This window comes from Mesorhizobium sp. Root102, from assembly GCF_001425625.1.
Classification (GTDB): Bacteria; Pseudomonadota; Alphaproteobacteria; order Rhizobiales; family Rhizobiaceae; genus Mesorhizobium.
On record NZ_LMCP01000007.1, the window covers coordinates 44,178 to 68,820 of the forward strand.

The 24,643-nt window shown below is 58.0% G+C and carries 23 protein-coding genes; 6 read left to right on the forward strand and 17 right to left on the reverse strand.

The genetic code is table 11. From position 1 onward, the window contains the following. Nucleotides 1-2: 2 nt before the first annotated feature. Together traF and ASD12_RS08395 are read left to right on the forward strand one after the other, a co-directional pair. Nucleotides 3-539 carry a conjugative transfer signal peptidase TraF gene (gene traF / locus ASD12_RS08390; RefSeq protein ID WP_056584023.1) on the forward strand — a complete coding sequence of 179 codons (537 nt, stop codon included), beginning with the start codon at nucleotides 3-5 and terminating at the stop codon, nucleotides 537-539. After that, nucleotides 460-1,695, forward strand: a complete 1,236-nt coding sequence (locus ASD12_RS08395; protein ID WP_082525314.1) for a conjugal transfer protein TraB — start codon at nucleotides 460-462, stop codon at nucleotides 1,693-1,695. Before traF ends, ASD12_RS08395 begins: the two co-directional genes overlap by 80 nt. Before the next feature lie 184 nt (nucleotides 1,696-1,879). Here ASD12_RS08395 and ASD12_RS08400 read toward each other — a convergent pair whose 3' ends face one another. From ASD12_RS08400 to ASD12_RS08435, 8 genes are all read right to left on the reverse strand, one after another. Then, nucleotides 1,880-2,776, reverse strand: coding sequence for an NAD(P)H-binding protein (locus ASD12_RS08400; protein ID WP_244482790.1), 897 nt, complete (start codon nucleotides 2,774-2,776; stop codon nucleotides 1,880-1,882). A gap of 70 nt (nucleotides 2,777-2,846) precedes the next feature. Then, entirely contained in the window at nucleotides 2,847-3,059 is a 213-nt protein-coding gene (locus ASD12_RS34570) for an alpha-hydroxy-acid oxidizing protein (RefSeq protein ID WP_056584029.1), read from the reverse strand. Nucleotides 3,060-3,259: 200 nt separating this feature from the next. Beyond that, a complete protein-coding gene (locus ASD12_RS08410; RefSeq protein ID WP_056584033.1) occupies nucleotides 3,260-4,042 on the reverse strand; it encodes an ATP-binding cassette domain-containing protein in 783 nt (260 codons plus the stop codon). Further along, a complete protein-coding gene (locus ASD12_RS08415; RefSeq protein WP_056584037.1) occupies nucleotides 4,039-4,725 on the reverse strand; it encodes an ABC transporter permease subunit in 687 nt (228 codons plus the stop codon). The genes ASD12_RS08410 and ASD12_RS08415 overlap by 4 nt, the downstream gene beginning before the upstream one ends. Beyond that, a complete protein-coding gene (locus tag ASD12_RS08420) occupies nucleotides 4,725-5,444 on the reverse strand; it encodes an ABC transporter permease subunit (RefSeq protein WP_056584040.1) in 720 nt (239 codons plus the stop codon). Before ASD12_RS08420 ends, ASD12_RS08415 begins: the two co-directional genes overlap by 1 nt. Before the next feature lie 7 nt (nucleotides 5,445-5,451). Then, on the reverse strand, nucleotides 5,452-6,306 hold the full coding sequence (locus tag ASD12_RS08425) for a transporter substrate-binding domain-containing protein (RefSeq protein ID WP_056584043.1): 855 nt from the start codon (nucleotides 6,304-6,306) through the stop codon (nucleotides 5,452-5,454). A gap of 973 nt (nucleotides 6,307-7,279) precedes the next feature. Further along, a complete protein-coding gene (locus ASD12_RS08430; RefSeq protein WP_082525316.1) occupies nucleotides 7,280-7,924 on the reverse strand; it encodes a helix-turn-helix domain-containing protein in 645 nt (214 codons plus the stop codon). Nucleotides 7,925-8,516: 592 nt separating this feature from the next. After that, the gene (locus tag ASD12_RS08435; RefSeq protein ID WP_056584046.1) at nucleotides 8,517-10,034 is read right to left on the reverse strand and encodes an aldehyde dehydrogenase family protein; all 1,518 of its coding nucleotides are present in this window, start codon (nucleotides 10,032-10,034) and stop codon (nucleotides 8,517-8,519) included. Between the two features lie 515 nt (nucleotides 10,035-10,549). Here ASD12_RS08435 and ASD12_RS08440 point away from each other — a divergent pair. Then, a complete protein-coding gene (locus tag ASD12_RS08440; protein WP_056584049.1) occupies nucleotides 10,550-11,464 on the forward strand; it encodes a dihydrodipicolinate synthase family protein in 915 nt (304 codons plus the stop codon). 109 nt (nucleotides 11,465-11,573) lie between these two features. Then, entirely contained in the window at nucleotides 11,574-12,854 is a 1,281-nt protein-coding gene (locus ASD12_RS08445; protein WP_156398547.1) for an alpha-hydroxy acid oxidase, read from the forward strand. Nucleotides 12,855-13,268: 414 nt separating this feature from the next. Here ASD12_RS08445 and ASD12_RS08450 read toward each other — a convergent pair whose 3' ends face one another. Continuing rightward, on the reverse strand, nucleotides 13,269-14,162 hold the full coding sequence (locus ASD12_RS08450) for an MBL fold metallo-hydrolase (RefSeq protein ID WP_056584054.1): 894 nt from the start codon (nucleotides 14,160-14,162) through the stop codon (nucleotides 13,269-13,271). A gap of 214 nt (nucleotides 14,163-14,376) precedes the next feature. On the opposite strand from ASD12_RS08450, the gene ASD12_RS08455 reads away from it, so the two are divergent. Further along, nucleotides 14,377-15,300 carry a LysR family transcriptional regulator gene (locus ASD12_RS08455; RefSeq protein ID WP_056584057.1) on the forward strand — a complete coding sequence of 308 codons (924 nt, stop codon included), beginning with the start codon at nucleotides 14,377-14,379 and terminating at the stop codon, nucleotides 15,298-15,300. A gap of 267 nt (nucleotides 15,301-15,567) precedes the next feature. Then, a complete protein-coding gene (locus ASD12_RS08460) occupies nucleotides 15,568-16,944 on the forward strand; it encodes an ISNCY family transposase (RefSeq protein WP_056584060.1) in 1,377 nt (458 codons plus the stop codon). 598 nt (nucleotides 16,945-17,542) lie between these two features. On the opposite strand, the gene ASD12_RS08465 is transcribed toward ASD12_RS08460, so the two are convergent. The 8 genes from ASD12_RS08465 to trbH all read right to left on the reverse strand — a co-directional run bounded on the left by ASD12_RS08465 (nucleotide 17,543) and on the right by trbH (nucleotide 24,631). Further along, a complete protein-coding gene (locus tag ASD12_RS08465) occupies nucleotides 17,543-18,538 on the reverse strand; it encodes a hypothetical protein (protein WP_156398548.1) in 996 nt (331 codons plus the stop codon). 116 nt (nucleotides 18,539-18,654) lie between these two features. After that, entirely contained in the window at nucleotides 18,655-19,182 is a 528-nt protein-coding gene (locus tag ASD12_RS34575; RefSeq protein WP_162252221.1) for a hypothetical protein, read from the reverse strand. A 174-nt stretch (nucleotides 19,183-19,356) separates the two neighbouring features. Continuing rightward, nucleotides 19,357-20,169 (reverse strand): hypothetical protein, encoded by an 813-nt coding sequence (locus ASD12_RS08475; RefSeq protein ID WP_056584068.1) that lies wholly within the window; start codon nucleotides 20,167-20,169, stop codon nucleotides 19,357-19,359. Between the two features lie 3 nt (nucleotides 20,170-20,172). Next, nucleotides 20,173-21,012, reverse strand: a complete 840-nt coding sequence (locus ASD12_RS08480; RefSeq protein ID WP_156398549.1) for a hypothetical protein — start codon at nucleotides 21,010-21,012, stop codon at nucleotides 20,173-20,175. Nucleotides 21,013-21,015: 3 nt separating this feature from the next. Beyond that, the gene (locus tag ASD12_RS08485) at nucleotides 21,016-22,098 is read right to left on the reverse strand and encodes an MBL fold metallo-hydrolase (protein WP_056584074.1); all 1,083 of its coding nucleotides are present in this window, start codon (nucleotides 22,096-22,098) and stop codon (nucleotides 21,016-21,018) included. Between the two features lie 388 nt (nucleotides 22,099-22,486). Further along, complete coding sequence (locus ASD12_RS34015) at nucleotides 22,487-22,777, reverse strand: hypothetical protein (protein WP_156398551.1); 291 nt, start codon at nucleotides 22,775-22,777, stop codon at nucleotides 22,487-22,489. Between the two features lie 66 nt (nucleotides 22,778-22,843). Further along, on the reverse strand, nucleotides 22,844-24,160 hold the full coding sequence (gene trbI, locus ASD12_RS08490; protein WP_056584077.1) for an IncP-type conjugal transfer protein TrbI: 1,317 nt from the start codon (nucleotides 24,158-24,160) through the stop codon (nucleotides 22,844-22,846). Nucleotides 24,161-24,172: 12 nt separating this feature from the next. Continuing rightward, nucleotides 24,173-24,631, reverse strand: coding sequence for a conjugal transfer protein TrbH (trbH, locus tag ASD12_RS08495; protein WP_056584080.1), 459 nt, complete (start codon nucleotides 24,629-24,631; stop codon nucleotides 24,173-24,175). Between the last annotated feature and the right edge of the window lie 12 nt (nucleotides 24,632-24,643).

Here is a 24,643-nt window from a genome sequence, read left to right on the forward strand (position 1 = left end):
CGATGCGCCATCAGCGCCGAAACGCTATCGCCACACTTGGCGTCGGAGCCGCGCTGATCGCGTCGATCGCCGTTGCCGGCGCGTTGGGTGGATATCGGCTGAACATGACGCCGAGCTATCCGCTCGGGCTCTGGCGGATCGAGGGCCTGCAGCGCAAACCGAAAGTGGGCGACATCGTCTTCATCTGTCCGCCGGTCGAGCCGGCGTTCGATCTGGCACTTGAGCGCGGCTATCTACCGCAAGGTCTTTGTACCGGTGGTACCGGTCCGTTGATCAAGACGGTTGCAGCGCTCGCCGGCCGGGACATCGCGATCGACCGCCGCGTGCGTATCGATGGCCGCCTCCTCGAACACTCCGATGTCCGCACATCGGACGCTGAGGGCAGGTCACTGCCGGCCTTTGCCGGCGGCGTGGTTCCGGCTGGCAGCATCTTCATTCACTCGAAATATCCAGGTTCCTATGACTCGCGCTATTTTGGGCCGGTTCCGGCCGACGGCATTCTCGGCCTCGCAAGACCGGTCTTCACCTTCACGCCGTGACGCGCTTCGGACGCTCGCGCTCATAGCCGCCAGCACTGCCATTGGCACGATCGGCTGGAGCGGAAATCCGCTCGCTCTTCCAGCAGCGATGGTGTTTCCAGCGCTGTGGACGTTTTCGCCCTCCCGCATGGTCGCAGCCTGCGTGTCTGCTGGGTACTTCCTGGCGGCTTCGCGGGGTTTGCCACAGGGCGTCGCAAATTTCTACGGATCGCAATTCGCGTTCGGCATCGGGCTTTGGTCTGCTGCGTCGCTCGTTTTCGTTGCCGTCCACGCGACACTCTGGACTTCCACGAAGGGCTGGCGACAGGCGCTCCGCTACGCGATCGCCGCGCTGGTGATGAGTATCCCGCCCTTCGGTATCGTCGGGTGGGCGCATCCGATCACGGCCGCCGGAATTCTGTTTCCAGGATGGGGTTGGTTCGGGTTGGCTGCGGCCGCGATCCTGATGCTCGCAATGACGACGAAGCGATGGTTGATCGCCGCCGCGCTCCTGGGAGGTTTTTGGGCCTGGTCCGCCGCAAATTGGACGCCTCCCGATCTGCCAGAAGGGTGGGTCGGTGTCGATACACGGTTTGGGGGTTCAGCCGTCCACTATGCCACTTTCGCACAACAACTCGAGACAGTTGCTCTCGCCAAGACCACGTCGATGGACGGCGGGAGCATCGCCGTCCTGCCGGAAAGTGCAGCCGGCTTCTGGACCCCAACCGCGGCACGGCTCTGGGCACGGGAGCTGGCTGGGAGCGGCGTGACGGTCATTGCCGGGGCTGCCGTGGTCGACCAAGCTGGCTATGACAACGTCATGATGCGGATCTCGGCCGAGGGAAGCGAAATCCTCTATCGTGAGCGTATGCCGGTACCGGTCTCCATGTGGCAGCCGTGGCTCGCGTGGGTCGGGCAGCGCAGCGGGGCGAGGGCGCATGTCTTTGCCAATCCGGTCGTCGATGTCGAGGGTGTGAAGGTTGCGCCGCTGATCTGCTACGAGCAGCTCATCGTCTGGCCAGTGATCCAATCCATGCTCCATCGCCCCGATATCATCGTCGCGAGCGGAAATGGCTGGTGGACGGAGGGCACCGGCATCGTGGCGATTCAGAGTGCGAGCTCGCAGGGTTGGGCGTCCCTGTTCGATCGGCCACTCGTAATGGCGTTCAACCGATAGATCCCTATCCCTTGCGTTGGCTCAGGGCTCTACCGCCATGAAGACTGATCGCGCGGCGGCCGGCCATCGGCACCCCCGCGCCCCGACCCTTCCTCCATTCGCCACGTGGTCTCGAATGGGCCAGGTGTTATCCGAGACGGGCAAGCAGCATCCTGGCTCCGTGTTGGAATGGCAGTCTCCCTGCCTAGGCGCCCCCTCTTCTCCAGAGATCGGCGTTCTCCGTCACAAACGCTTCGAAAGATCGTGGCGCACGACCCGTGATCTGGCGGATGTCGGACGTCACGTTGGCGCCGTCTTCGCCGCGAAGAGTCTCATAGACGTCCCGGTGATGCTCGAGGACATGGGGAGCGACATTGTGTTCAGCATGCAATCGCAAGTATTTTTCGAGCGGCGGATCGATATACTTAATGTCGTGCCGAGCCGCGTCTGCGATCCGCGAGATCGCCTCGTGCCATGTCAGAGCCTTGTCCCCGGTCAGGGTGTAGTGCCGGCCGGCATGCCCAGCATTTAGCAGCGCCGCCGCGGCTACCTCGCCAATGTCGCGGGTATCCACGAAGCTCGTGGCCTGTCCACCCGTCGGTACCGCGACTTCGCCTATCTCCCGCAGATCGCCGAGATAGTAGGCGGGGTCCGTAAAGTTCTGCAGGAACCAGTTCGGTCTCAGGATCGTCCAGTCCACGCCGGAGGTCTCGATCAATCGCTCGACCTGCCGTTCGTCGGATGTCTCGGGCCTCGAGCCCGCACCGATCTCAGACAGGAGAACGATCCGCTTCAGGCGCGGGCTCACAGATAGAAAGGTCGCCACGGTCCGGGCGGGATCGACGCCATCGGCGTTCGTCAGCGTGTCGGTCGGCTTGACCACATAGACCGCGTCGACGTCCTCCACGGCGGACGCGAAGGTTGCGTGATCGTTCCAGTCGAAGCGGGCCAGCACGGTGTCCGGCATGGCCGGGGTCGACATGTTTCGAACCGCCGCGCGAACGCGGACGTCGGGCCGTTGCCTGAGGGACGCGATCACCTGCCGCCCCGTCTGCCCCCTGGCGCCAAGGACCAGAACCGATCTTATGGGATCTGCGCTCACATCAAATCCTCACCTTGCTGTTGTCGTCTGAAGTCGATCCCGAGAAGACGGGTTCGAGACGAGTCGTCCCTCAGGCCGCATCGGCCGCACGCATCTCGGTCAGTTTTACAATGGTCGTGCTAAGCTTGCTGAAGAGAAGATCGGCGTGCAACTCGCCGACGTTGAGAAATCCCAAATACGCCATCGACCGATCGATTTCGTCCTGAAGCTTCTTCATGACGCCGAGCACGCCTTTCTCGTCACCGGTCGCCGTCCCGAACAGGAAGGCGCGGCCGACCAGCACGGATTTGGCCCGAGCGAGACGAGCTTGACGAGATCGCTTCCGCGATGGAGCCGCTATTGATGTCGATTGCGTCAAGCCCGAGTGCTTTCTGCCGCTCCAGGATGACGTTTGGGATGACGGTCCAGCCGCCTCCATCAAATCCTTCACGGCAACTTTGATCATGGCCAAGAGAACTCAACGACAGATCCGTTGGTGTGGCATTATCGGTTCCGGTCGAAATGACTGCCAATGAAGGCCCTGCACCTGCTTGACATTGGATTGCCGAACACCTGCTCCGGCGCACCATCCTCCTCAATCATGCCTTGATGCAGAAAGACCACTCGTGATGAAACTTCGCGCGCAAAGCCCATCTCGTGCGTTACGATAATCATCGTACGACCCTCTTCGGCAAGTTCGCGAATAACCCGAAGTACGTCTCCGACCAATTCTGGATCCAGTGCAGACGTGGGCTCATCGAACAGTATTGCACGAGGGTGCTGAGCTAACGCCCGCGCAATCGCGACGCGTTGCTGCTGACCTCCAGAAAGATGAGTCGGCCAGGCGTGTCTTTTGTCCGCAAGCCCAACCTTCTCTAGTAGGGCCATAGCTTCTTCTATTGCATCGGAACGTCGCCGCCCCTGCACATGCACTGGCGCTTCGATAACGTTCTGCAAGACGGTTCGATGGGGCCAGAGATTAAAGCTCTGGAAGACAAAGCCGAGGTTTCTCCTGATGCGACGAACGGTATTTGCCTCCGACTTTGAAAGCTTTTTACCGACATACCGCAGTTGATCGTCGCCGACGGCAATCTCACCAGAGTTTGGTACTTCGAGCATTGGAATGCAGCGCAACAGCGTGCTTTTGCCCGATCCGCTTGCGCCAATAATGGATATCACATCGCCATCGTTGGCCGTCAGGTCGATTCCGCGCAGTACTTCATGGGTACCGTACGACTTGCGAAGAGACCCTATGGATATCGCCGCTTTTGCATTTGACGATTTCATCGCGCTTCTCGGAACTGCCAAGGGGAAAGACGTTTTTCGACATACGCGAATAGCCATGTCACGAGCAGCGACAATGCGAGGTAGATTAAGGCTGCACAAAGAAATACCTCGATGGCGCGCCAAGTCTGCCTAACGGCCGCACTAGCTATACCTGTAACGTCCATTAACGTGATGGTCGACACCAGGGCAGTGCCCTTCAGCAGCGCGACAACCTCACTGGAGTAGGCAGGCAAAGCCTGTCTTAGTGCGATCGGAAAGCTAATCCTACGGAAGGTTTCCCAACGAGTCATACCGACCACTTTGGCTGCTTCATGAGACCCGTGTGGAACCGCACGAAAAGCGCCCCGGAGGATTTCTGACGTGTAGGCTGCGTCATTGAGGATTAGAGCCAGCAAACCACACCAATATGGCTCCCGCAGGACTGGCCACAGAAAGCTTTGACGGATGAAAGGGACGGCACTGAGACCATAATAAATTACGAAAATCTGAATCAGCAGTGGCGTTCCACGGAACAAGAAAACATAGGCGGATGCTACCGAATTTCCGAACGGAGACGTGCGAATTGCGTTCAGAATGAGGGCCAAGCAGCCGCCTCCGATGAGGCCGATGATCGTTAGATTCAGGGTTAGCGGCAATCCCGACAGGAGCTTGGTCACGATATCGATCAGAAAGGTGCCATCCACTACGCCACCTTCACTTCTTCGCCATATCTTACCATCCGCTCAGTAATGCGAATTATGTGGTCCGAAAACGTTGTTATCAGCAGATAGATTACTGCACCTACACCAGCAAAAAGAAGGTATTCACGTGTTGTGCCGGAGGCGATGGCGACCTGCCTCATTGTTTCAACGAGACCGGTGACCGAAACCACGGCCGAATCCTTCACCGTTCCTTGCCATTGGTTGCCCATTCCAGGTATTGCAGTGACCAGCGCTTGAGGCGCGATAACCCTTCGAAAAAGCGTCAGCGGTGGCATGCCCACAACGACGCCCGCCTCAATGGTGCCCTTGGGCACCGCCTGATAGGCGCCCCGAAGAACCTCTGATTGACTTGCCGAGGATATAAGTCCGACGGCGAGCGCACCTGCTGCAAACGCGCTAACTTCAAAGGGGCCTTGCATGCCAAGCACTGTTCCAACAAAGGTTACCGCCTGCCTGCCGCCAAAAAAGAACAGATAGATGACCAAGATGTCGGGCACCCCCCGGAATACGCTTACGTATGCCGAGGCAGCCATTTGAACTGGTTTCGAACCTGAAACCCTCGCCCACGCCACGAGAGTCCCAACTATAAGTCCGATGCCGAAGGCAGTAAACGCGACCAAAAGCGTCATGAGTCCGGCCTGCGCAAAGACCCAACCCCAGCCCGCGGATCCAAAACCGACGAGTGATAGCTTCTCGATCATATGTTACTCAGAGATGAGGAGACAGATCGCGGCCGAACCATTTCACGGTCAATTCCTTGAGACTGCCATCCGCGTACATTTCTTTAAGTGCGGCATTGATTGGGTTCAGAAGCTCGCTGTTGCCCTTCTGCACTACAATGCCAAGCCCATGGCCCATCATCCCGCCAGAATACCCTGGCCCGACGATCTCAGCCGTGTCCTTATTTTTTTCTACAAAATCAGCGAGGCTTGTCTCTGCTGCGACAACAGCGTCGACGCGGCCAGCTTGCAGATCCTGGTAGGCCTGAGGAACGCCTACATACTGTCGGATCTCAATTCCTTTGTCGCCAAAATACTTCTGGACGAAGTCTAGTTGGGTACTCCCTGCCTCAACACCGATTGCTTTTCCCGCAAAAGCTGGAAGGACGTGGGAATCGATGAAGACCTGTGCCTCGGGCTGACCAAGGTCTACTTTACCGCCTGTATCGGGAAGTTTGATTCCGCTGCCCTTGGAAGCGACGAATGATGAGGCCTCCGATGTGTATGGCAGCGAGAAATCAACAACCTTAAGGCGTTCGTCGGTGATGGTGACGCTATAAATGATCGCGTCAAATTTCTTATCCATCAAACTCTGCATCATGCCGTCCCACGCCATCTGACGAATCTCGTAGTCAAATTTGGCGCGCTTCGATATTTGCTGGAGGAGGTCAATCTCAAATCCGTAGAACGTGCCGTCCGGGTTTGTCATGTCGTACGGAGCAAAATCGCCGCCCGTCACGAAGACATACTTTTTCGAGGCTTGCGCCAATGAAAGACTCGGCAAGGACACGCTGAGCGTGGCGGCTGCCAAGATTTGCAGGAATTTTGATCGCGTAATTCGCATTGAAACACTCCTCCTCTAGAGATGAAAGATGAGCTGAACCTAACGGCCCCAGCAATAAGCCGTATGCACACCGAAGCTAATCGGCCGAGCTCTTCGAACTGCCAACACGGTCTTCGCTTAGGTCAAACATAATCCACGCACAGCTTTGCATATGCTCGACCGCAATGGGCGACCTCGCGGCTCCGGTGCGCAGATCCAGTTAGCTTGATCTAATAGATTGGCCGGGAAAATTGCGTGTCGCCTTCTCGATCTCCTCGAAGGACGCCGACCCGCCCGGCCTCATGTTCCCTGATTTTGTACATTGTGTTGGAGGAACGATAGTTCAAATTTTTAGCACGGGCAACACGTTTTTTTAAACACCCAATGGACTCAATGTGAGCGTGCGGACCGATCCTGGTTACCACTCACGCCTACATAAATGGGTCAAACGCGCGTCCTCGTTGTCTCGTCCAGAACATCCCCCAGGGCAGGCATCGTGGCGCTGAATTCTCGATCGGCATATTCGACAACTAAATCTCTAATTCCGGTTGGCCGCGTTGCACGGTTCCATGGAAACCGGAGGTGATGTGCTTGCCTCCGGCCCGCTAACGTCAGCTACGAATCCGATCGCCCCTGGGACCGCGCCAAGGCCCGAGCTGAATATCAACGGGATATCGCTTTTGGCGGCTTCGACTTCCCATTCTCCGCTCGCGAGCCATTCCCTCGTGACGCCTTTTTCTTGAATACGTGACCTAGGCCCAGCGAAGCTTTCACGCGATGCCCCCCAATATGCTCCCAGCATGATCGAGCCTACAATGACGCCGTCGCGCAACAGCGGCTCGTAGTGGAACAGCTAGGCGGGATCTCGTCGCCAGTGCCGTCAGCCTTCGAAGCGTTTCCGGCTCGGTGAGGACGTCGAAGACATGTGCCGCAAATTCACTAGCGTCTTAGACAATCGTGCGCGTGGTCGATACGGATAAGAAAACTGCGCTCGTCAAAACATGGGAGGGGTGACGGCACAGGCCACAACCGCGACTGTTTTTCCGATATTTTTCAATCGATATGGTACGGCGCTAAGGATATGGAACCCCCCACCTGCTTCAATTCGCCGGACGCCCTCGCTGGTCTCAAGTTCCATGACCCCCTCGATAATCAAAGCCGCGGTCTCACCTTCGTGAGAAATGTGCGTCTTGCCCGTATCTGTTCCTGGCGAATAATGCTCAATGAACATCTGAAGTCTTTTGTCTCGCCTTTCACTACCCATCACCCGCATATCAACTTTCCCACGCGTGACCACAGCCATATCTTTGGCGTCATACGCGAGCACGTTTTGCCTCGATGCGGGTAGCGCGAAAAAATCCGCCATTGATATGGGGATCGCGTTCAGAATTCTGTGCAGCGAAGCGAGTGACGGGGCGTGGGATTCCTGCTCTATCAAAGAAACTGTTGAGTTCGTCACCTTAGCGCGCTTGGCCAATTCTCGTTGTGACAGGCCCGCTTGCTCACGAACGACCTTTAGGCGCGCCCCGACGGCCAAGTCGGTAGCTTCACTCTTTGCCCGGGATTTCGCGGAGACGGCCTCGCTGACATCGGCATGTGTCTCAGCGTCCTTAGTAACTTTCACAATTTTCTCCGCCATAGTCGCGATCCATATTTCCTATATAGTGCGACCAGCGCCAATGAAAGTTGCGTGTGCAAAAAATTGAACACACGACTGACCACCGAGTTCGGCTCGTCTTTCGTCCTTTTCATGCCCCTGCCGCAGCACTGATCAATGCCACGAAGCGATGCACGCCACCAAGGCCGACCGGTCCCGCCCTACGACACGGGAGGCTGGCAACGGCGGCCTGCCAAGATATTGAAGGGTTCAACCGCAGAGTTGTCACGCTGGAGTCGGTGCCGGCAGTGGCCTTTGCTACCTGAACTACGACGACTGGCGCAGGTCCCCTTCCGCAGACCAGAACGAACGCGAGACCGCGCCCGCTTTCTCACGAAGGAGATACCGGTCGAAGCTAAAAAGGCCGCGAAAGCAACCATTTTGAGCCCGACCTGGAGACGATAGGGCCCACCCTCGCGAGGCTCATCTGTCCGGTTCGAACCGCGGGGCAGAACATAGCGCAGAACCCACAGTCAATTTTCAAGAAACCGAAGCGGTTGATCGCTTCGATGCTGATGAACACTTCGCTGAGTATGAATGTAAAGGGCCAGGGGTTACGCTGGGCCCTTCAAGCCTATAGCTGTTTTGTGGTTTTGTACGTCTCTGCTTCAGGATAGGGAAACCACCAGAAGTCTTGAGATTTGGCCTCGGGATCGATCATCACCCACTTCGAGCTTTGAAACTGCGCCAGGCCTTCTGGGCCAAGCTGCCGTCCGACACCTGACATCTTTCGCCCGCCGAACGGCAATGCGTCATTATCGAGAACGGGCGTATTCACCCAGACCATCCCTGCTTCGATTTCGTTTACAGCGCGCATGATTTCGCGCATGTCACGGGAATATAGAGTCGCCCCAAGTCCGAAATCCGATCTATTTGCAAGCACGAGGGCTTCCTCAAAGTTCGCAATCTTACAAATCGGCGCTACCGGTCCGAAGGATTCGCCGTTCAAGATCTCTGAATCCGGCGAGACATTAGTCAGCACTGACGGCTCAATAAACCAGCCATGGTTGAGACCAGTCGGCCTGTTGCCGCCGGTCGCAAATCTCGCACCTTCACTACGTGCGCGCGACAGAAGTGCTTCGAACCGGTCCCTCTGACGAGAAGTCGCCATAGGACCGATGTCAACGGCGTCGAGGCCATTACCGATACGCAGCTTCTTTGCTTCAATCACCAAACGTTCCACGAATTCATCGTGAATATCCTGATGAACGTAAAAACGTTCGGCAGAAGTGCACACTTGGCCGCAATTAAGATAGGCGGCGAACGCGCCGGCACGCGCGGCTATATCGAGGGGTGCGGAGGGCATAACAATGAATGGGTCATTGCCGGAAGCTTCGATAAGGACCGGCTTGAACGACTCCGCGCAGACCTTCATGATTTCCTGCGCGATTGGAACAGTGCCGGTATAGGCGATGCAATGGGTTTTGCGACTTCTGACCAGTTGCTGGGCCACGCGAGGCCCACCGGTGACAACTTGGACAAGGCCCTTTGGAAGGTCGGTAAAGACCTCCATGAACTTCAGGGTCGTGATGCTGGTCTGCTCATGGGGTTTGACGATGACCGAGTTCCCGGCCGCGAGCGCTGCTGCAAGTTCCCAACACATGAGGACGAGAGGAAAATTGAAGGGGAGGATGATGACGACCGTGCCAAGCGGTTCTTTGATCGAATAGTGCAATTGGCCAGGTACCGTCGTTCCCGCAACACGGCCAGCATCGTGACGGCCCAGTTCGGCGTAGTAGTCAATAGCCGTTGCACACCATGAGGTTTCGTCGACCGATTCCTTGAATGGCTTTCCTTCCTCGCGGGTCATGAAGTACCCGTAGATTGCCTTATCGCGACGAATTCTCGCGGCGACTTCATGCAGCATGGTGGACCGGGTGCGCGGGTCGAAGGCGAGCCAGGCTTTGCGAGCAGAATTGGCGATGTCGATGACATCGTCCACTTCATTTTCCGAAGCGTTCGCGATTTCAGCGATGCGATCTTCCGTAGCCGGATCGATGACAGAAAACTGCTCCGTCGATTTGCTTTTTACGTACTGCCCATCGACGAACAGCGTTCCTGATAGTCGATCAAATTCATGCTGAAACGACATTGTCTTCTCCTCTTGTCCAGTTTTGAGGCCTGTCGCAGTCCTTTGACGGTGCCGAAGAGCTGGGACAGAGCTACGCTGGGCCCTTCCTTGATCGCGCGATCGCTTTTCTAAAGCCGCTCGAAATTGTTATCGCCAAGCCTTGCTCGGCAACGGGTTGTGAAGTTGGTGAATACCTTGGATGTCATATTGGCATGTGCTGTGTTTGCCGCGCAGCACTGCTGCAGTTCTCATCGCGCAGCCGTACGTGCCCGAAGCATGGTCTTCCGAGCATTTCCAGGATGGCGCTTACGACTGGATTTATGCCGCACCTCAGTATCCCAACTTCGATCAACGTATGTCGAAAAATTTCAACATACAACATATTTTTTTGAACACTCCCACTGGCGGAATAGCATGTCTCTGACTATGATCGCAGATACCTCAAGCCCGGACAGTGACCCCGTTCAAGCCTTGCCTAACTTCGCCTTTGCGGCGTTTCTGCTGCCGCGCTTATTCTGTCTAGAGAGAGAGCTTTGATGACGCTAAGTAAGGATTCGACGCGCGGGCTATTCACCGCAACGACCACGCCACTGATGGCAGACGGTCAGTTGCACACTGCGGCCATCCCACAACAGGTTGAGGCTCTCTTAAGTGCAGGTGTTACCGGACTTGTTCCCGTAGGTGGAACGGGTGAGGGGGCCGCGCTCGCGCTTGAGGAGCGGACGGAGGTGGTTGCGGCGACGGTACAGGCTGTGAAGGGGCGAGTGCCGGTTGTGGCCGGTGTTGTCACCCCTGGTCTTCCTGAGACCCTTAAAGCCGGCCGCACTTTTCTTGATGCCGGCGCCGACTCGTTGATGGTGATCACGCCATTCGGTGCCGCTCCGAGTCAGCAGGGGATTAGAGACTATTACAAAGCGGTCGCCGACGGTCTCGGCCAAGCCGTCATGCTTTATGACATCCCATACTTGACGCTTGTTTCCATCCAGCCCGAGACGGTCCGATCGATTGTCGATGATGGATCGATTTTCGCGATGAAGGCCTCTAATCCAGATCAAGTCCTCTTCACAAAACTGCTAAATCTCGTCGGATCCGAAATTGCCGTTATGTCGGGAGACGAGGACTTGTTTGCCGTCGAGGTTGCGTTGGGCGCGGTCGGGGGCGTACTCGCATCAAGTAATATCCTTCCGCACACATGGGTAGAGATTTTTGAAACGGCGAAGAGTGGTGATTTGGTTCGGGCGCAGCGGCAGCTGGCACGTTTGTCAAACTTCATTGCAACAGTTTATTCGGAGCCCAATCCTGGCCCGATGAAGGCCGCGCAGGCCATTGCTGGCTTCAACTCCGGTCCCGTACGGCTTCCGAACAAGAATGCATCAACAAAGGTAACCGAAGCTATGCGATCGCAATTAGCAGATTTGTTGTTGTACGAACGAGAACTGGGCGGACGGTAAGACGCAATATTTCTGGATGCATAGATGCATGCCGGCGTGGTTCAAGTCCAAATGTTGATGCATTGTCAGTGCCCCAGGCGGCTTGATTGCCGCCAGCGAACGGCCCGTTTTGAGCAACGCATTGCCATGCGGTTCTCAGTTGCTGATGATCAGGTGCGACTGTGAAGCTCTCGAATCTGCACGGCGAATATCTGTTTTAGAGCAAGGTCGATGGGACAAGGCGTTGAGTAAGTCTTTGGATTTTCAGAATTTCGCGGAGGTTCGCGCGATTGCCAAGCGTCGACTGCCGCGAGGAATATTTGAGTATATTGATCGTGGCGCTGAAGATGAGCGAGCGCTGACATCAAATCGGCTAGCGTTTGATCGCGTTAAAATCCAGCCATACGTATTGCGGGGAGGGGTGAAACCTCGTTCCACCAGCGTAAGTCTTTTTGGATCTGAATATCCTGCCCCCTTGATCGTGACTCCCACGGCTTTTGCTGGGCTTGTTCGATATCGCGGTGAGATCGAGTTGGCGCAAGCCGCCGCAGAATTCGGGATTCCCTTCTGCGCTGCTACCGAGGCAATTACGTCTGTTGAAGAAATCGCACACGCAAGTCCCGCGCCGGTTTGGTTCCAGCTTTATCTCTGGGACAATGAAGCCGTTTCTTACGAGTTGATGGATAAGGCATGGTCAGCAGGAGCGCGGACTCTCGTCCTTACCGCTGACACACCTGTGATGCCGAAACGTGAATTCAACCGAAGGAACGGTTTCGACATTCCATTTCGGTTTTCATCAAAGAATATCGTTGACGTGGCGCTGCACCCTGGTTGGGCGTGCGGAGTGCTCGGGCGGTATATGGTGACAACCGGGCTCCCGAATTTCGCCAATTATCCGCTAAAATATAGAAAGAGCCTCCTAAAGCGCGGTGGGGGACCATCGCTTAACCTCATGCCTGAACTTAGTTGGAACCATGTTTGCCAGGTGCGAGAGCATTGGAAAGGCAATCTGATCGTCAAAGGAATTCTGCGGAAGGAAGATGCGCTTAAGGCGATCGACGTCGGGGCCCAGGGTATCGTGATATCAAATCACGGCGGCCGGATGTTCGATAGCTCGGTCCCGCCGATCGAGGTTCTCAGAGAGATCGCCGATAGCGTCGGTCACGAGTTAACAGTTCTCGCCGATAGCTCCATCCAGCGGGGCAGTGACATTTTCAAGCTTATTGCAGCGGGAGCCAAGGCGGTGCTTGTCGGACGTAGCATGCTCTACGCGACTGCAGCGGGTGGGCGTCAGGGAGCCATGCAGATGATGCAGATACTCTCAGACGAACTTGCGATGACTATGGATCTTAGCGGATGCCGTACGCTCGCCGACATTGATGAAAGCCTGCTCTTTAGAGGCCAATACTGAACTTTGTGCGCCTCTTGACCGTTTGTTTTCTGAGACTCCCGATAATCGCAGCTCTTACGCAAAAGCAATTCCCCTTGGCCCATTTGCCAAGCCCGACGATGTCGCCGAGCTCGTATCATTTCTGACCCCTCCTGAAAGTGCCTACATAAACGGTGCAATTCTAGTGATCGATGGTGGGTCAAAGGCTGGCTACTTTAGCGCGCGTGCATCTTGAGTTGGTGACGAAAAGTCACGCCAAATCTGGCGTCTCTGGGACCGACGTACGCGCCGGCGCAATGGGAGACCGATCGGGTTTATCCGAGCGCTCGAGGCTGGGAATCCCGCGGAACGCTCGCCAGCTGTGGGCGAAAGCATGTCGCCCCACAGCGGGTAGGTGACACGCCCGAAGTCGTTCCAGGCAAGCGATGTCGGACATCAGCCCCACTTCATTTCGCCTTTGGCCACCTTGGCGCCGAGCTCAAGCGAGGACGTGTTGGCGAGAGCGGGATAATGCCTTTTCATTGCCGCAATCAGTGCGGCACCATCCTTGGCTTTGGCCGCCTCCTTGTCAAAGGTGATGAGGTACTTGCGCGTGAACGCAACCGCGTCGTGTCCCTGCGGCGCACCCTTAAGCTGGTGCCCCGGCACGACGATCTTCGGCTTGCGCGCGAGGATCGTGTCAAGTGCCTTCACCCACGCGGCGCGCGACTGAGGTGTGGCCGTATCCGCCACCCAGACATGAATGCCGGAATCGATTAGCACGCCACCGAACACTGCTTTCAGGCTGGGGGCCCAGAGATAGCGGCGGTCATGCATGTCGGGAACTTCTACGATATCGATGCGCTGGCCTTCGAGATCGAGCGAGGATGCATCGGATGCCGTCGGGATCACGACATCGGCAAGCTTTTGCGGACCATTGTCCTTGAGTTGAGGACCCCAGGTGTCGAGTTTGGCCTGGACATTCCCCTTGATCGCGTCGACCGTGACGGGCTTGGCGATGACCTTAGCGGCGGCAAAGGCCTCGACGATCGGGCGCAGCCCGAAATAGTAGTCCGGATCGTTGCAACTGACATAGATGGTGGTGAGCGTCTTGCCGCTCGCCTTGATCGCCTCGGCAATCTTGCGGCCGTGCGAAAGCGTGAAGCCACCGTCCAGTAGGATCGCCTCCGTCTGACCCGAAAGGAGGACGGGAGTGCGGCGGAAGCCGGTCTCGTCGGCCTGGAAAAACTGCCAGGAGAGCTTGGCTCCGGCAGCCTTGGCCGCGGCCGGCAGGATAGCTGCCGCACCGAGCACTGCGGCGAGTTTGAGAGCGTCGCGTCTGTTAAACATCAGGGCATCCCTTTCACTGGTAGGCGAGCGGCCAAATGGCATGGAGGTGGACGACAGGGATGGCTTGCAGAGCCTGGCTGGGTGCAGCCGTCCCGCCGATTGAAACAGAGCGAACGATCCGATCAGATCCGCGCCGTCTCAATTGGTTCTAGACAGCGACATTTCAGAGCACTAGTGCGTTGTACATGGAATTAGTGTCCACCGAGGATGGACAATGGCGGGTCAGACTCTGAACCTCAATCGACTGAAAATCTTTGTCGCCGTCGCTGAAACCGGCTCGATAACTGCGGCCGCGCGTCGTCTTGGCCTGGTCAAGACCGCGGTGAGCACCCACGTGCAGAAGCTCGAGCGCGAAGTGGGGGCGGCGCTACTCATCCGGACAACTCGGCAGCTCAGGTTGACGGAGGCCGGCCACAGCTTCTTCGAGGCCTGTCGGCCTATCCTTCACGACATCGAGAACGCGCTTTCTGAAATCGACCAGGGGACAACGAATGTCAGGGGAACCCTTCGCATCACGAGTTCGGAGGAATTCGGGGCCATGGTCGTCGCGCCAATCGCGACCGAGATGGTCAAGCAACATCCAGCGCTCAAGATAGACCTCATAATATCAGACGGCATCATCGACATCTCGGCTGAGAACATCGACGTCGCGATACGCACGGGATGGTTGCGCGAAAGCAGCCAGCAATCGGTTCGTATCGGGTCTTTCCAACAGTGGGTACTCATCTCGGTCGCTGAAGCTGCCTGGGCCTCGTCCGTCACCTCTCCGGAAGAATTGCAGCAACGGAAATTGCTTGCGCTCTCAGCCCTTCCTAATCCCACGAACTGGGTCTTCAGTTCACCGACGGGCGAAGATCGACATGTCAAGTTCGAGACGCGTCTGACGGCGACGACCACCAGCGTTCTCAAAATTGCGGCGCTGAGTGCGGGGGGCCTCGTCATCCTTCCCGACTACGCGGTCAGAGAAGATATTGCCGCAGGCAGGCTGATGCGCGTGCTGCCGGAATGGACGCTGCCAACAGGCGAAATCCACGCTGTCTTTCCTCCGAGCCGATACCGACCATCAAAGGTGCGAATCTTCGTCAATGCGCTGAAAACGGCATCCCAGGGAATGCCTCAGCACTTCGGGAGCGGCTAGCCCACTGGCGCGGGAGTGCAGCGGCTTAGTTGTGCGCGGTAGACACAGCACGACGGATCGGTGAAGGCAACGTCTTGAACGGGCTGGCGGCCCATATCCATCTAGCGGTTGATGTTACAGGATCATAAGTATCTGAGATCATTACAGAAATGACAGTTCCATAATGTATGTTATGCAACTTTTGCGTATTGCCGCAAAATAGAAATGTCTTGATTCCGCAAAGTAGGAATGTCGCCCTGCTCGTCTATGAGCGAGGGAGATGGCGGGTTGGGACTGATCTTAATGAGCGAGCGCGAGCTGCAACGCATCGAGGTGCTGTCGAAGGTTTTGGAGCGGCGCATGACGGTTGTCTCGGCGGCGCATGTGCTGGATATGACGACGCGTCAGGTCCAGCGTCTGCTGAAGGCGTTCAGAGCCGAAGGCGCCGCAGCACTTCGGCACAAGGCTCGAGGACGACCGTCGAACCATCGATATGTCGCCGGCATCGGTGAACTGGCGGTTCAGTTGGTTCGGGAACACTATCTCGACTTCGGGCCGACCTTGGCGGCCGAGAAGTTGGCGGCGAACCACGGCCTGATCGTGTCGCGAGAGACGTTGCGCAAATGGATGGCGGAAGCCGGAATCTGGTTGTCGCGGAAGCAGCGCAGGACGTTCCATCAGCCTCGTTTGCGTCGGGAATCTTATGGCGAGCTGGTGCAGATCGACGGTAGTGATCACCGTTGGTTCGAGGAGCGGGGCGATCCATGCACCCTGCTCGTCTTCATCGACGACGCCACGAGCAAGCTCCAGCAGCTTCGCTTTGTGAAGTCGGAGAGCACCTTCAGCTACTTCGAGACGCTGGAACTCTATCTGAAGGCACACGGCTGCCCAGTCGCATTCTACTCCGATAAGCACACGGTGTTTCGTGTCGCCAAGAAGGATGCCAAGGCAGGCCGCGGCATGACCCAGTTCGGCCGCGCCTTGTCAGAACTCAACATTGAGATCCTGTGCGCCAATTCGAGCCAGGCCAAAGGCCGGGTCGAAAGGGTCAATCGGACGCTGCAGGACCGTCTTGTGAAGGAACTGCGCCTCGCCGGCATATCGAACATCGAGGCGGCCAACGCCTTCCTGCCGGGGTTCGTTGCCGACTTCAACGAGAGGTTCGCCAAGGTCCCTACCCGACCGGACAATCTGCACCGCGCATTGAATGTTGCGCCGGATCGGCTGCGTGACGTGCTGTGCAAGCGGGAGCAGCGTTATGTCGGCCAGCAATTGTCGTTCTCCTACGAACGCAGGCAAATCATGCTTGAGAAGAACGAGCTTTCGTGCGGGCTGGTCGGCAAATACGTCGATATCTACGAGTTCGCCGACGGTCGGCTGGACGTTCGATGGAGAGCGTGTTCCTTGCCCTACACCGTCTTCGACAAGGAGCAGCGCATCACGCACGCGGCGGTCACCGAGAACAAGCGGCTCGGCGAAGTGCTGACCTGGATCAAGGCTCAGCAGGACGAGGCGCGGCCTCCGCCGAAGATCAAGACCAACAGCGAACAGATCGCTTACAAGAAGCGCGGGTCGAAGCCGGGCCGCAGGACAGATTTCATCAACGACCCTGCCGTCATCGCGCGGCGAGAACAGGCACTGACAAGGGTGGCCGCTGCCGAGTGAGGCGGCTTTCAAAGCTAAAGCCAGGGAGCCAAGCTGGAACGCGCCCGATCGGGCTGCGCAACCCCGACCAGCTGACGCCCGATCGGGCACTCATGTCGGCGCCAGGAAGTGCGCCGCTGTCGCATTTCTAACTTGCTGGACCCTGCCCTCGCAAACGTAGGATGCGACATTTCTACTTTGCAGAACCGGCGACATTTCTACATCGCCGCCACATTGCGTGTAGCCAAGGCTACATGCCCTTTATGCCCTTTGACTCATAAGTTGCGGTTTTAACCCATAAGTTGGCTCGCTTCCCTGCCGACCTTCAGGGGCCTCGCGCAGCGGCTTTGTCGACAGCGGTCGACCAAGATGGTCATCCGCAGAAGGAAGCGTTCTGCGCGCGCAGGAGCCACGCGCCTGGCTTCGGCAGCAATCTTGTGCCGCCAGGTCGCAGGAATCCATCTTTTGTGGAAGGTTCGTTGCCTCGAAGGAGGAATCCTTGGGTGCGACTGCCCAGCGAGAGACCCGAGGATTCATTACACGGCCGGATGCAATGGCATCAGGCGGTCCGCTTGCCACCCCAATTACAGTCGAGGGGAAAGTGTACAGGGTTGCCAGGTCACAGCGAGGAATCGTTTGTCGGACTCTCGGAAGTTCGCTCAGCGGCGACCTGTCTCTTGAAGAGACGCCGCAGGACGTTGTTTCCTTCCCTGCGCTGGGTCTTCCACTCCTCGATCGAGACGGGGAACTGCTTATGATCGACTGGGATGCGTATTCCCTTATCCCGCAATATCGCAGTGAAGCGGGACATTATGAACAGGAGCGTCATTGCGTTCACGACATGGACATCGTCATAAGCGAAGGCCGCGCCGTGTACCACAAGATTGCGCATTGGCACTTTCTTGAAAACGCACATGTGAGTGCGGAACCTGTCGTCGGAAGCGTAGGAGTAATCCAGAGCTCCGAGGCTAGTGGTAATGAAATAGTCGGAATCTCGTAGCATGTCAGGCAGTTTGCCTGCCGGAATATTGTACAGCAGCATGTTGGCCGCGATCCGAAGACTCCGCAGGTTGGCGATCCGGTCAACCGCACCCGCTTCGTAAACCTCCTCCCTAACCATCCGCTCAATGTCGGGAAAGATAACGCGCAAGGCGTGCACAGGACTCCGGCTTGATAGCGCCGGCACTTCCCCCATCAAGTCGGCAATGTCCGCAAAGCCTGCTTTTCTGAGACCACGCTCGTATGCGGACGCCGCATGCTCGACCCGGATTTCAGATGGAGCATCACGCCATTCCATCAAGGGAATACTCGGGATGTACCCAGCCCGAAGAAACCGACTTTGGACTTCCACCGCATTCGCCCGAGCTTCCGATGCTGCGATGGCTGCCGCCTGGATCTTCGAAAATGACAGCTTCAGGTCAGCAATAATCGGCTTGCTTACCTCAGCCAGCCTGTCGAGCCCCGACCTCAGATTCAAGCCGAAGTTAGTCGCGGATATTCTGAATTGCTTTGCAGCTACGTTGAGATCCATTCCCAGGCGACGCCATTCGGACATCCGAATGCGGTTTTTTGCCAGAGGGTCAGTGGCCGCTGCAGGCGGCGGCGTATCATTCATGGCTCATGATCCTTTTGGGTATTCCGTGAACAGGAACTCCAGGAGACCGCCAATTCTGCAACATTCAACGCAGGTCGACCAGAACTGGAAGGACGGTTCCGCTGCCAGCGGTCAGCTTAATGGGGCGGGTCCAGGCAAAACCGCGGCTGCAGGCTGATCAGATATAACACGTCCTCCGCCGAAAGCGTTTTCTTCCGGAGCAAGGATTCGGCGATCCTTTCGAGCTCGGTTCGCTTCTCCTCAGCGAGCTTCTTCGCGCGACGGAATTCCGCGGCAAGGACGTTTTCCACCTGGGCCTGCAGGCCGCCGTTCATGTGCAGCGTCACGAGCAGTTCCTCCTCGCTTGCCCCCGACAGGACTGTGAATCCTGCACCCCAGCCCATAAGCAGCTTCCACCTGCAGGGCGATCGCCGTGGCGATGTGAAGGTCGGAACCTTTCCTTCCCCCTCCTCCAGCAGACCTCGAACCGAACCCAACCTCTCCTCGGCTGCTAGTCCTGCAAGCGCGACGGCGATCCGGTCGAGGAAGCCGGCCTTGGTCCGCTCTGGAAAAACCTGCTCGTCGGAAAAGCGCCCCTCCTCCCCGTTGCGTGGACTCGCCTGACGCGTCGAAAGCGTCGATGATCTCCACGCTCCTGAAATCACCGACGCCCAGCGTCAGGCCGACGACCACGTGACCTGCCTCGTGGATCGCGTTTCGCCACAGCATGGCTTCAGGAAGAGGTACCAGCTCGGGCAATTCGGCGAGCAAATCCGCGGTTTCGAGGTCGCGCCGCGCACGGTGCGCACGGCGACGCGCCCGCCTGGAACTGCCAAAGGTCAGAACACGTCGACCACTGCCCCTTGCGGGCTTGTTTGTATTCGGACCCGACCATCCCTTCGCGTGGTTAGGACACGCCGTCGCTCCCCGTTCAGCTCGAATCCGCGGCAACGATGCCTGTACCAGCGCACGGTGTCCTGCGATGCGTATTCCCTGCCGGAGTCGGAGATGACGACAAAGTACGGGGAGAGGCCAGTCTCGTCGAAAAGACGCTCGCTGCACCCGTTACGCCTGCCGTGGTGCGAGGCGATCAGGATGTCGACCTCCCTCATGGCGGCCCGGAAACTCTCGCGCCGCAACAGTCGCTCCCACCCGGCAACTTCCATGTCGCCGGGAAAGCAGATTCTGATGCCGTGGCTTTCAATAATCGAGACCAAGCTGAGGTTATTCTCGTCCTCAAACTCGGCCGGATAGCGGTTCCAGAAGCAGCGGACTGTGAAATCGCCATAGTCGATGTTGGTGCTCATGGGTGCGGTATATCTCGCCATCATATCCGCGAGCGCATCAATGCCCCTGCCGATGCCTCCGATTTCCTTCAAGTATCGCAAGTTCGCCGGCGACACCGTGGGGTTTTTCACCAGGGCGCCGATGCTGACGGTATCGATCAGGTTGTGCAAGTCACTAGCGTGGTCCTCGTCGAAATTCGAAATGATGAGCTTGTCGAGATGGGTAACGCCCCAGCTTGGCAAATAGGTCGACGGCCTCCAGTTGGTGCTCGAGTTATGGCCGGCGTCAATCAGGATGTGTCTGCTGGTGCTGGTCACAATGTGCGAGCACTGCCCGTGCTCGACGTCGAAAATCCTTAGGTCCATGGGTCAGGTGCCGGTGCTCGCGGCATTGCGTACCGCAGGCGTTTGCTGCGGCTGGGCCTTGTCACAGGTCGCGAGCAAGGCAGTGGCATACTGGATTCCGGCTTCCCACACCCACCGGTTCGTCACCACACAGATCCAGATGAGTATCGAAAACGCGTTCACTACCATGGAGGACAACACCGCTGGACCCAGCGGGGTCAGAACCGCGATCGCGGCCCGCCACTCGTGCGTCTGCACGAGGTCGATGAAGCCGGGATTGCTGTAAATGATGGCGCTTACGGAAGCCAGCAGGGTGATGATGCAGGCGGTGATGCCGATCGGCTTGAGACCGCGCAGGTTCCGGCGAAAGCCATACTGGGCGTTCTCGCGGTTCACCATTGCGAACTCCTTGCCCCTCGCCCGCTCCTTGAGCCAGACAACGGCCGAATCGTAGACGGCATTGGCGGCAGCAAGGTCCGCAGCTTCCTGCTCAGCGGTCGGAAAAGCCGGTAGGTCCGGGACGGCTGCGCCCAAGAATGCGTGGTAGCGGCGGCGGGTGTGCACGTCGAGCTCGCTGGTGTGCCGCAGAAGGATCGTCGTCGGCCAGCCGCCCCATCGCTTGCGCAGACCGGGCTCGATGCGTCGCCCCTTGGTGCGTGCCCAGGATCCGAGGGCATAAAGCAGACCACATGAGGTGGCGATCGTCAGAAGCGTGGCTGCGACGCTCGATACGATCAGCCATGGGAACCATGCCATGACGGCCAGCAAAGGCGGAAAAATAGTCAGCAGCCCCGGAAACAGCCTGGCCTGGCGGCCATAGCCATCAAACATCTGCGCAAAGTCGGTGGTAAGAGGAATTGCCACAAGCTATTCCTCGTACTCATCTGGATAGGTTGCCGGTGTGAGGGCACTCCATCCGTTTCTGGCAGGTGCGTCGGCGGATGACGACCGGATATCTCTGCCCTCGGTCATGTGCAGGTTTGCGCCGCGATGGATCACCGAGCGCATGACCACCTTTCGCGGATGATCTTCATCTTCTTTGGCTGAACTGATGATCGCCGTAAAGTGGCCCTGAACAGGCGGGTTCTCGAGGCGCGGACCAAGAATGGAGTCCAGCAAATCGGATGTCAGGTTACGCCGGCCGCCGTGGTGCGGAACTTGGAAACGATTGATCCCTGGAAGCGTAAGCCCTGCCATAGGCGCGTAATCAATGACTTCCGCCAATCCGTCCCGGCCGGTATCCGCTGTCAACAGGATCTTTTCGCCGCACATCTCGGCAAACTGCACCACACTCATCTCATTTTCGTTGCTGGTGTCCTCGGCCGGGAATGCCTCGGCGCCCCACGCCGCTCTGATGAGAGCCACGGCCGTGATAGCCTTCTCGAGCAGAGTCGTGAAAATACCGCCGCTCGCAACCTCTTCAACCTTGGCCTCCGGCGTCTTGTTGGATGTGACGACGAGATCGAGGAAGCGAGCGCGCGTCGGGGCCATGACGCGGAAAGCGCCGATGGCCGCGCCTTGGAAGGGCTCACGGATCTGAATTCCTTTTCTGATCGCAATATCCTCAAGGGCGGTGAGGTTGGCATAGGCCGACCGCAGGGCGGACCGGAGGCGATCGACGCTCGTGTAGGTCTCGAATCTCCCAATAATTTCTTCGGCATACAGCCATGGGCGAAGCATCCACAGGGAGCCGACCTCAAAATGCTCGAGGATAGCGATGAGGCCGCGCGCGTGGTCGCCGTCATTATGCGTGGCGACAACGTGGTCGATAAATTGTGGATTGCCGTAATGCGCAACAATATGATCGCGTAGCGCCTCGCCGGTCGTCGCATAGCCGCCGTCGACGACATGGATGTAAGTCGCGCCATCTTTCTCGTAGCGTAGCGTAATGGCGTCGCCGCTCTTCTTGGTTTCGACACCAAGAAAGTCGATTTCAAAATAATCTGCCATATGGTTACCCTCCCCAATCGACCCTAAAAAATATTGCCAATGCCTTCCATCACAAAGTGTTGCCGACAAGTGTGACTTCGAACGCTTACTTGCAAGGGCGCTTATAGATAAAATTTACGAAGTAGAAACCACACTGGGCAATCGCTCCATCGGGTTGTGTAATATGGCGACTTCCGCTGAAACTTCGTCGACCAGCCAGCAACCCGTGACGGCAGGCAAGGTAGGGCGATCACCTCGCCCATTCGGCGCCGCTCTGCGCCTATCGATCGTTGCGAGCAAGTACGCTTACACATGGTAATCGGCGCCAGCTTGGTTAGCAGGAGGACGGACTTCGCGCACCGGTGGCCGTCCCACCAAGCAGCCTCTGCCGCCTTGGTCGCGGCGACGACTAGTCTTGGGTGTCGTCGGCTGGCCCGAGGAAATCGATGGCCTTGCCCGTATGGCTCCGCTTGTCGCCGGTGAAGGCGGTGCTGTGCAGGAATACCAAACCCTGCACCCCCGCCAGTCGATGTCGCCGCAGCTTTTCCACCGCGCGAGTAGCAAGGCCGCCATCGCCTGCTGCATCTCGACGAGTGAGGCCACCGGCCGGCCTAAGCTTCGGGTCACGGCGATGCCCTTCCGACCGATTGTCAGGGTTTCCAGCGCCGTATAGGCGATGCTGTTCAACCCAACGGATCATGCGCTCGCCGACAACAGTGAGCAGCTGAGTAGCTTCACCCCGATCAGGTCGATCCGCACGCACAATTCACGATTTGTAGGCTCCCGGAAACACGATGTCCTGATCGACAAGGATGTTGAACTTGTAGCCGGGCCGGATTTCGAGCGTCGGCTGGACATCGATGTTCTTCGAGATTGTGCGCTCGGCCACACGGCCGAAGGTCTCCGCGAAGGACCGCCTGGCCGAATTTTCCGCACTGTTTTCGGAGCCGAGCGCGTTGCGATCTTCGGGGATAGCCATGTCGACGCCGGCGCCGATCGCCGCGATCAGGATGGCCGAACCGAAAATCCTGAAATAGTGATTGTTCACTCTGTCGTTGAAGCCGCCATAGCCTTGCACATCCGTGCCGGCCATGCCGCCGATCTGCAGCGTGGCGCCGTTCGGGAAGATGATGTCGGTCCAAACGACTAGGACGCGGCGCTGGCCGAAAGTGACGCTCGAATCGTACCTGCCGAAGAGTTTCGCGCCTTGGGGTAGGAGCAAGCGATGTCCGGTGGCGCTATCATAGACGTTCTGGGAGACCTGAGCGGTAATTCGGCCCGGAAGGTCCGAGTTGACGCCGGTGATGAGGGTGGCCGGGATGACCGAACCCCGTTTGAGTTCATATGGCGACAATTGGGGAACGACCTGGTTGGGCAGGTAGCCGAGATCCTTGATATCCTGATTGAAGAAGCCGGTCTTGTCGCCCTGCCCGTTCGCGTCGCTCTGGCCGGAAAGACCCGCTCGCATTGCGGCCGCATAGAGGTCGGCGGCGCCGGCTCGAGACGTATTGGCGCCGGCGGCATCGGGAGTAGCCCCGTTGCCTGCATCCCGTTGGCCTTCGTCACCGATACCGACGGCGATTGGCGAATCGTAAGCTGCGTCATTCGCCTGAAGCCGGGCCATGCGCTGGCGATGCCGCTCGCGTAGATATTGTTCGTCCTGTTCACGCTGGAGGCGCGCGCGCCAGATGCGTTCCGGCTCGATTGCTGGTTCCGCCACGGCGGTGGATTCACTTGTCACGGGTGCCGGCTTGAACGGATTGGCTGGAGGCGGCGTGGTGGCCGTCGGTGCAGGTGACGGTCGGAAGAGCGAAGGCTCGACGGGCGCGTCTATGACGCCATCGGACACTCCCCGCTTGAGCTGGTCGGCGAAGTCTCGCGCGGGCGGAGAGTTCGAGGCCGAGCCGATGCCGTCATCTCCGCGAAAATACAGACCGCGCTGCGACAGCCCGTAGATGATCACGCCGAAGAACAGGATGGCGAGCATGATCGCTGCGATCACCGGCAACCGGTTGAGGCGGCGAATGCGGGGAGCGCCATCGTTGGCGCCGAGCGGCTTCGGCGATATGTCGAGTGAAGACATCAGTGCCCTCCCCTAGCCGCGCCGCATGATGGAAAGCGGGCTCGAGGGGGCAGCGCCCGTGCTTGTCACCGTGTAAGCTCGGCCTATATCCACAGTCGACGTCGACAGACGGGCGAGCACGCTGCCCTCGAAACTGTCGACGACATAGGCGAGCTGGATGAGCTTGCTGCCGTCGGTTTTCTGATCGGGCGTAGCCACGGCGTAGCCCCAGCCCCTCAATGACGATTTCATGGCCTCGTCGAAGGGCGTACCATCGGATTTGAGGACAATGGTGCCCGTGCCGGGCCCAACGACCTCGGCGAGCTTGCTCACCATGTCGCCGGCTATTGCATTGGCGGCTGTGGAAGAAAGCTGGGCTTTGTCGGCGCTTGCGGTGAGACCCCGCTCACCCCTGATCTGGCATGCGCTGATACCAGCGCAAAACACGGCTACTGTCGCAATCCGGGTGAGCGATGTGAACGGTCCGGTCATTCGAAGATACGC

Excerpts from the sequence above, each read along its gene's own strand:
- ASD12_RS08395 (WP_082525314.1), top strand. The coding sequence starts at position 460 with ATGACTCGCGCTATTTTGGGCCGGTTCCGGCCGACGGCATTCTCGGCC.
- ASD12_RS08425 (WP_056584043.1), bottom strand. The coding sequence starts at position 6,306 with ATGCGAATTACGCGATCAAAATTCCTGCAAATCTTGGCAGCCGCCACG.
- ASD12_RS08455 (WP_056584057.1), top strand. The coding sequence starts at position 14,377 with ATGGCGGGTCAGACTCTGAACCTCAATCGACTGAAAATCTTTGTCGCC.
- ASD12_RS08465 (WP_156398548.1), bottom strand. The coding sequence starts at position 18,538 with ATGAATGATACGCCGCCGCCTGCAGCGGCCACTGACCCTCTGGCAAAA.
- ASD12_RS08410 (WP_056584033.1), bottom strand. The coding sequence starts at position 4,042 with ATGAAATCGTCAAATGCAAAAGCGGCGATATCCATAGGGTCTCTTCGC.
- ASD12_RS08475 (WP_056584068.1), bottom strand. The coding sequence starts at position 20,169 with ATGGACCTAAGGATTTTCGACGTCGAGCACGGGCAGTGCTCGCACATT.
- ASD12_RS34015 (WP_156398551.1), bottom strand. The coding sequence starts at position 22,777 with ATGATCCGTTGGGTTGAACAGCATCGCCTATACGGCGCTGGAAACCCT.
- ASD12_RS08450 (WP_056584054.1), bottom strand. The coding sequence starts at position 14,162 with ATGTTTAACAGACGCGACGCTCTCAAACTCGCCGCAGTGCTCGGTGCG.
- ASD12_RS08420 (WP_056584040.1), bottom strand. The coding sequence starts at position 5,444 with ATGATCGAGAAGCTATCACTCGTCGGTTTTGGATCCGCGGGCTGGGGT.
- traF (WP_056584023.1), top strand. The coding sequence starts at position 3 with ATGCGCCATCAGCGCCGAAACGCTATCGCCACACTTGGCGTCGGAGCC.
- ASD12_RS08430 (WP_082525316.1), bottom strand. The coding sequence starts at position 7,924 with ATGGCGGAGAAAATTGTGAAAGTTACTAAGGACGCTGAGACACATGCC.
- ASD12_RS08435 (WP_056584046.1), bottom strand. The coding sequence starts at position 10,034 with ATGTCGTTTCAGCATGAATTTGATCGACTATCAGGAACGCTGTTCGTC.
- ASD12_RS08485 (WP_056584074.1), bottom strand. The coding sequence starts at position 22,098 with ATGGCAGATTATTTTGAAATCGACTTTCTTGGTGTCGAAACCAAGAAG.
- ASD12_RS08440 (WP_056584049.1), top strand. The coding sequence starts at position 10,550 with ATGACGCTAAGTAAGGATTCGACGCGCGGGCTATTCACCGCAACGACC.
- trbH (WP_056584080.1), bottom strand. The coding sequence starts at position 24,631 with ATGACCGGACCGTTCACATCGCTCACCCGGATTGCGACAGTAGCCGTG.
- trbI (WP_056584077.1), bottom strand. The coding sequence starts at position 24,160 with ATGTCTTCACTCGACATATCGCCGAAGCCGCTCGGCGCCAACGATGGC.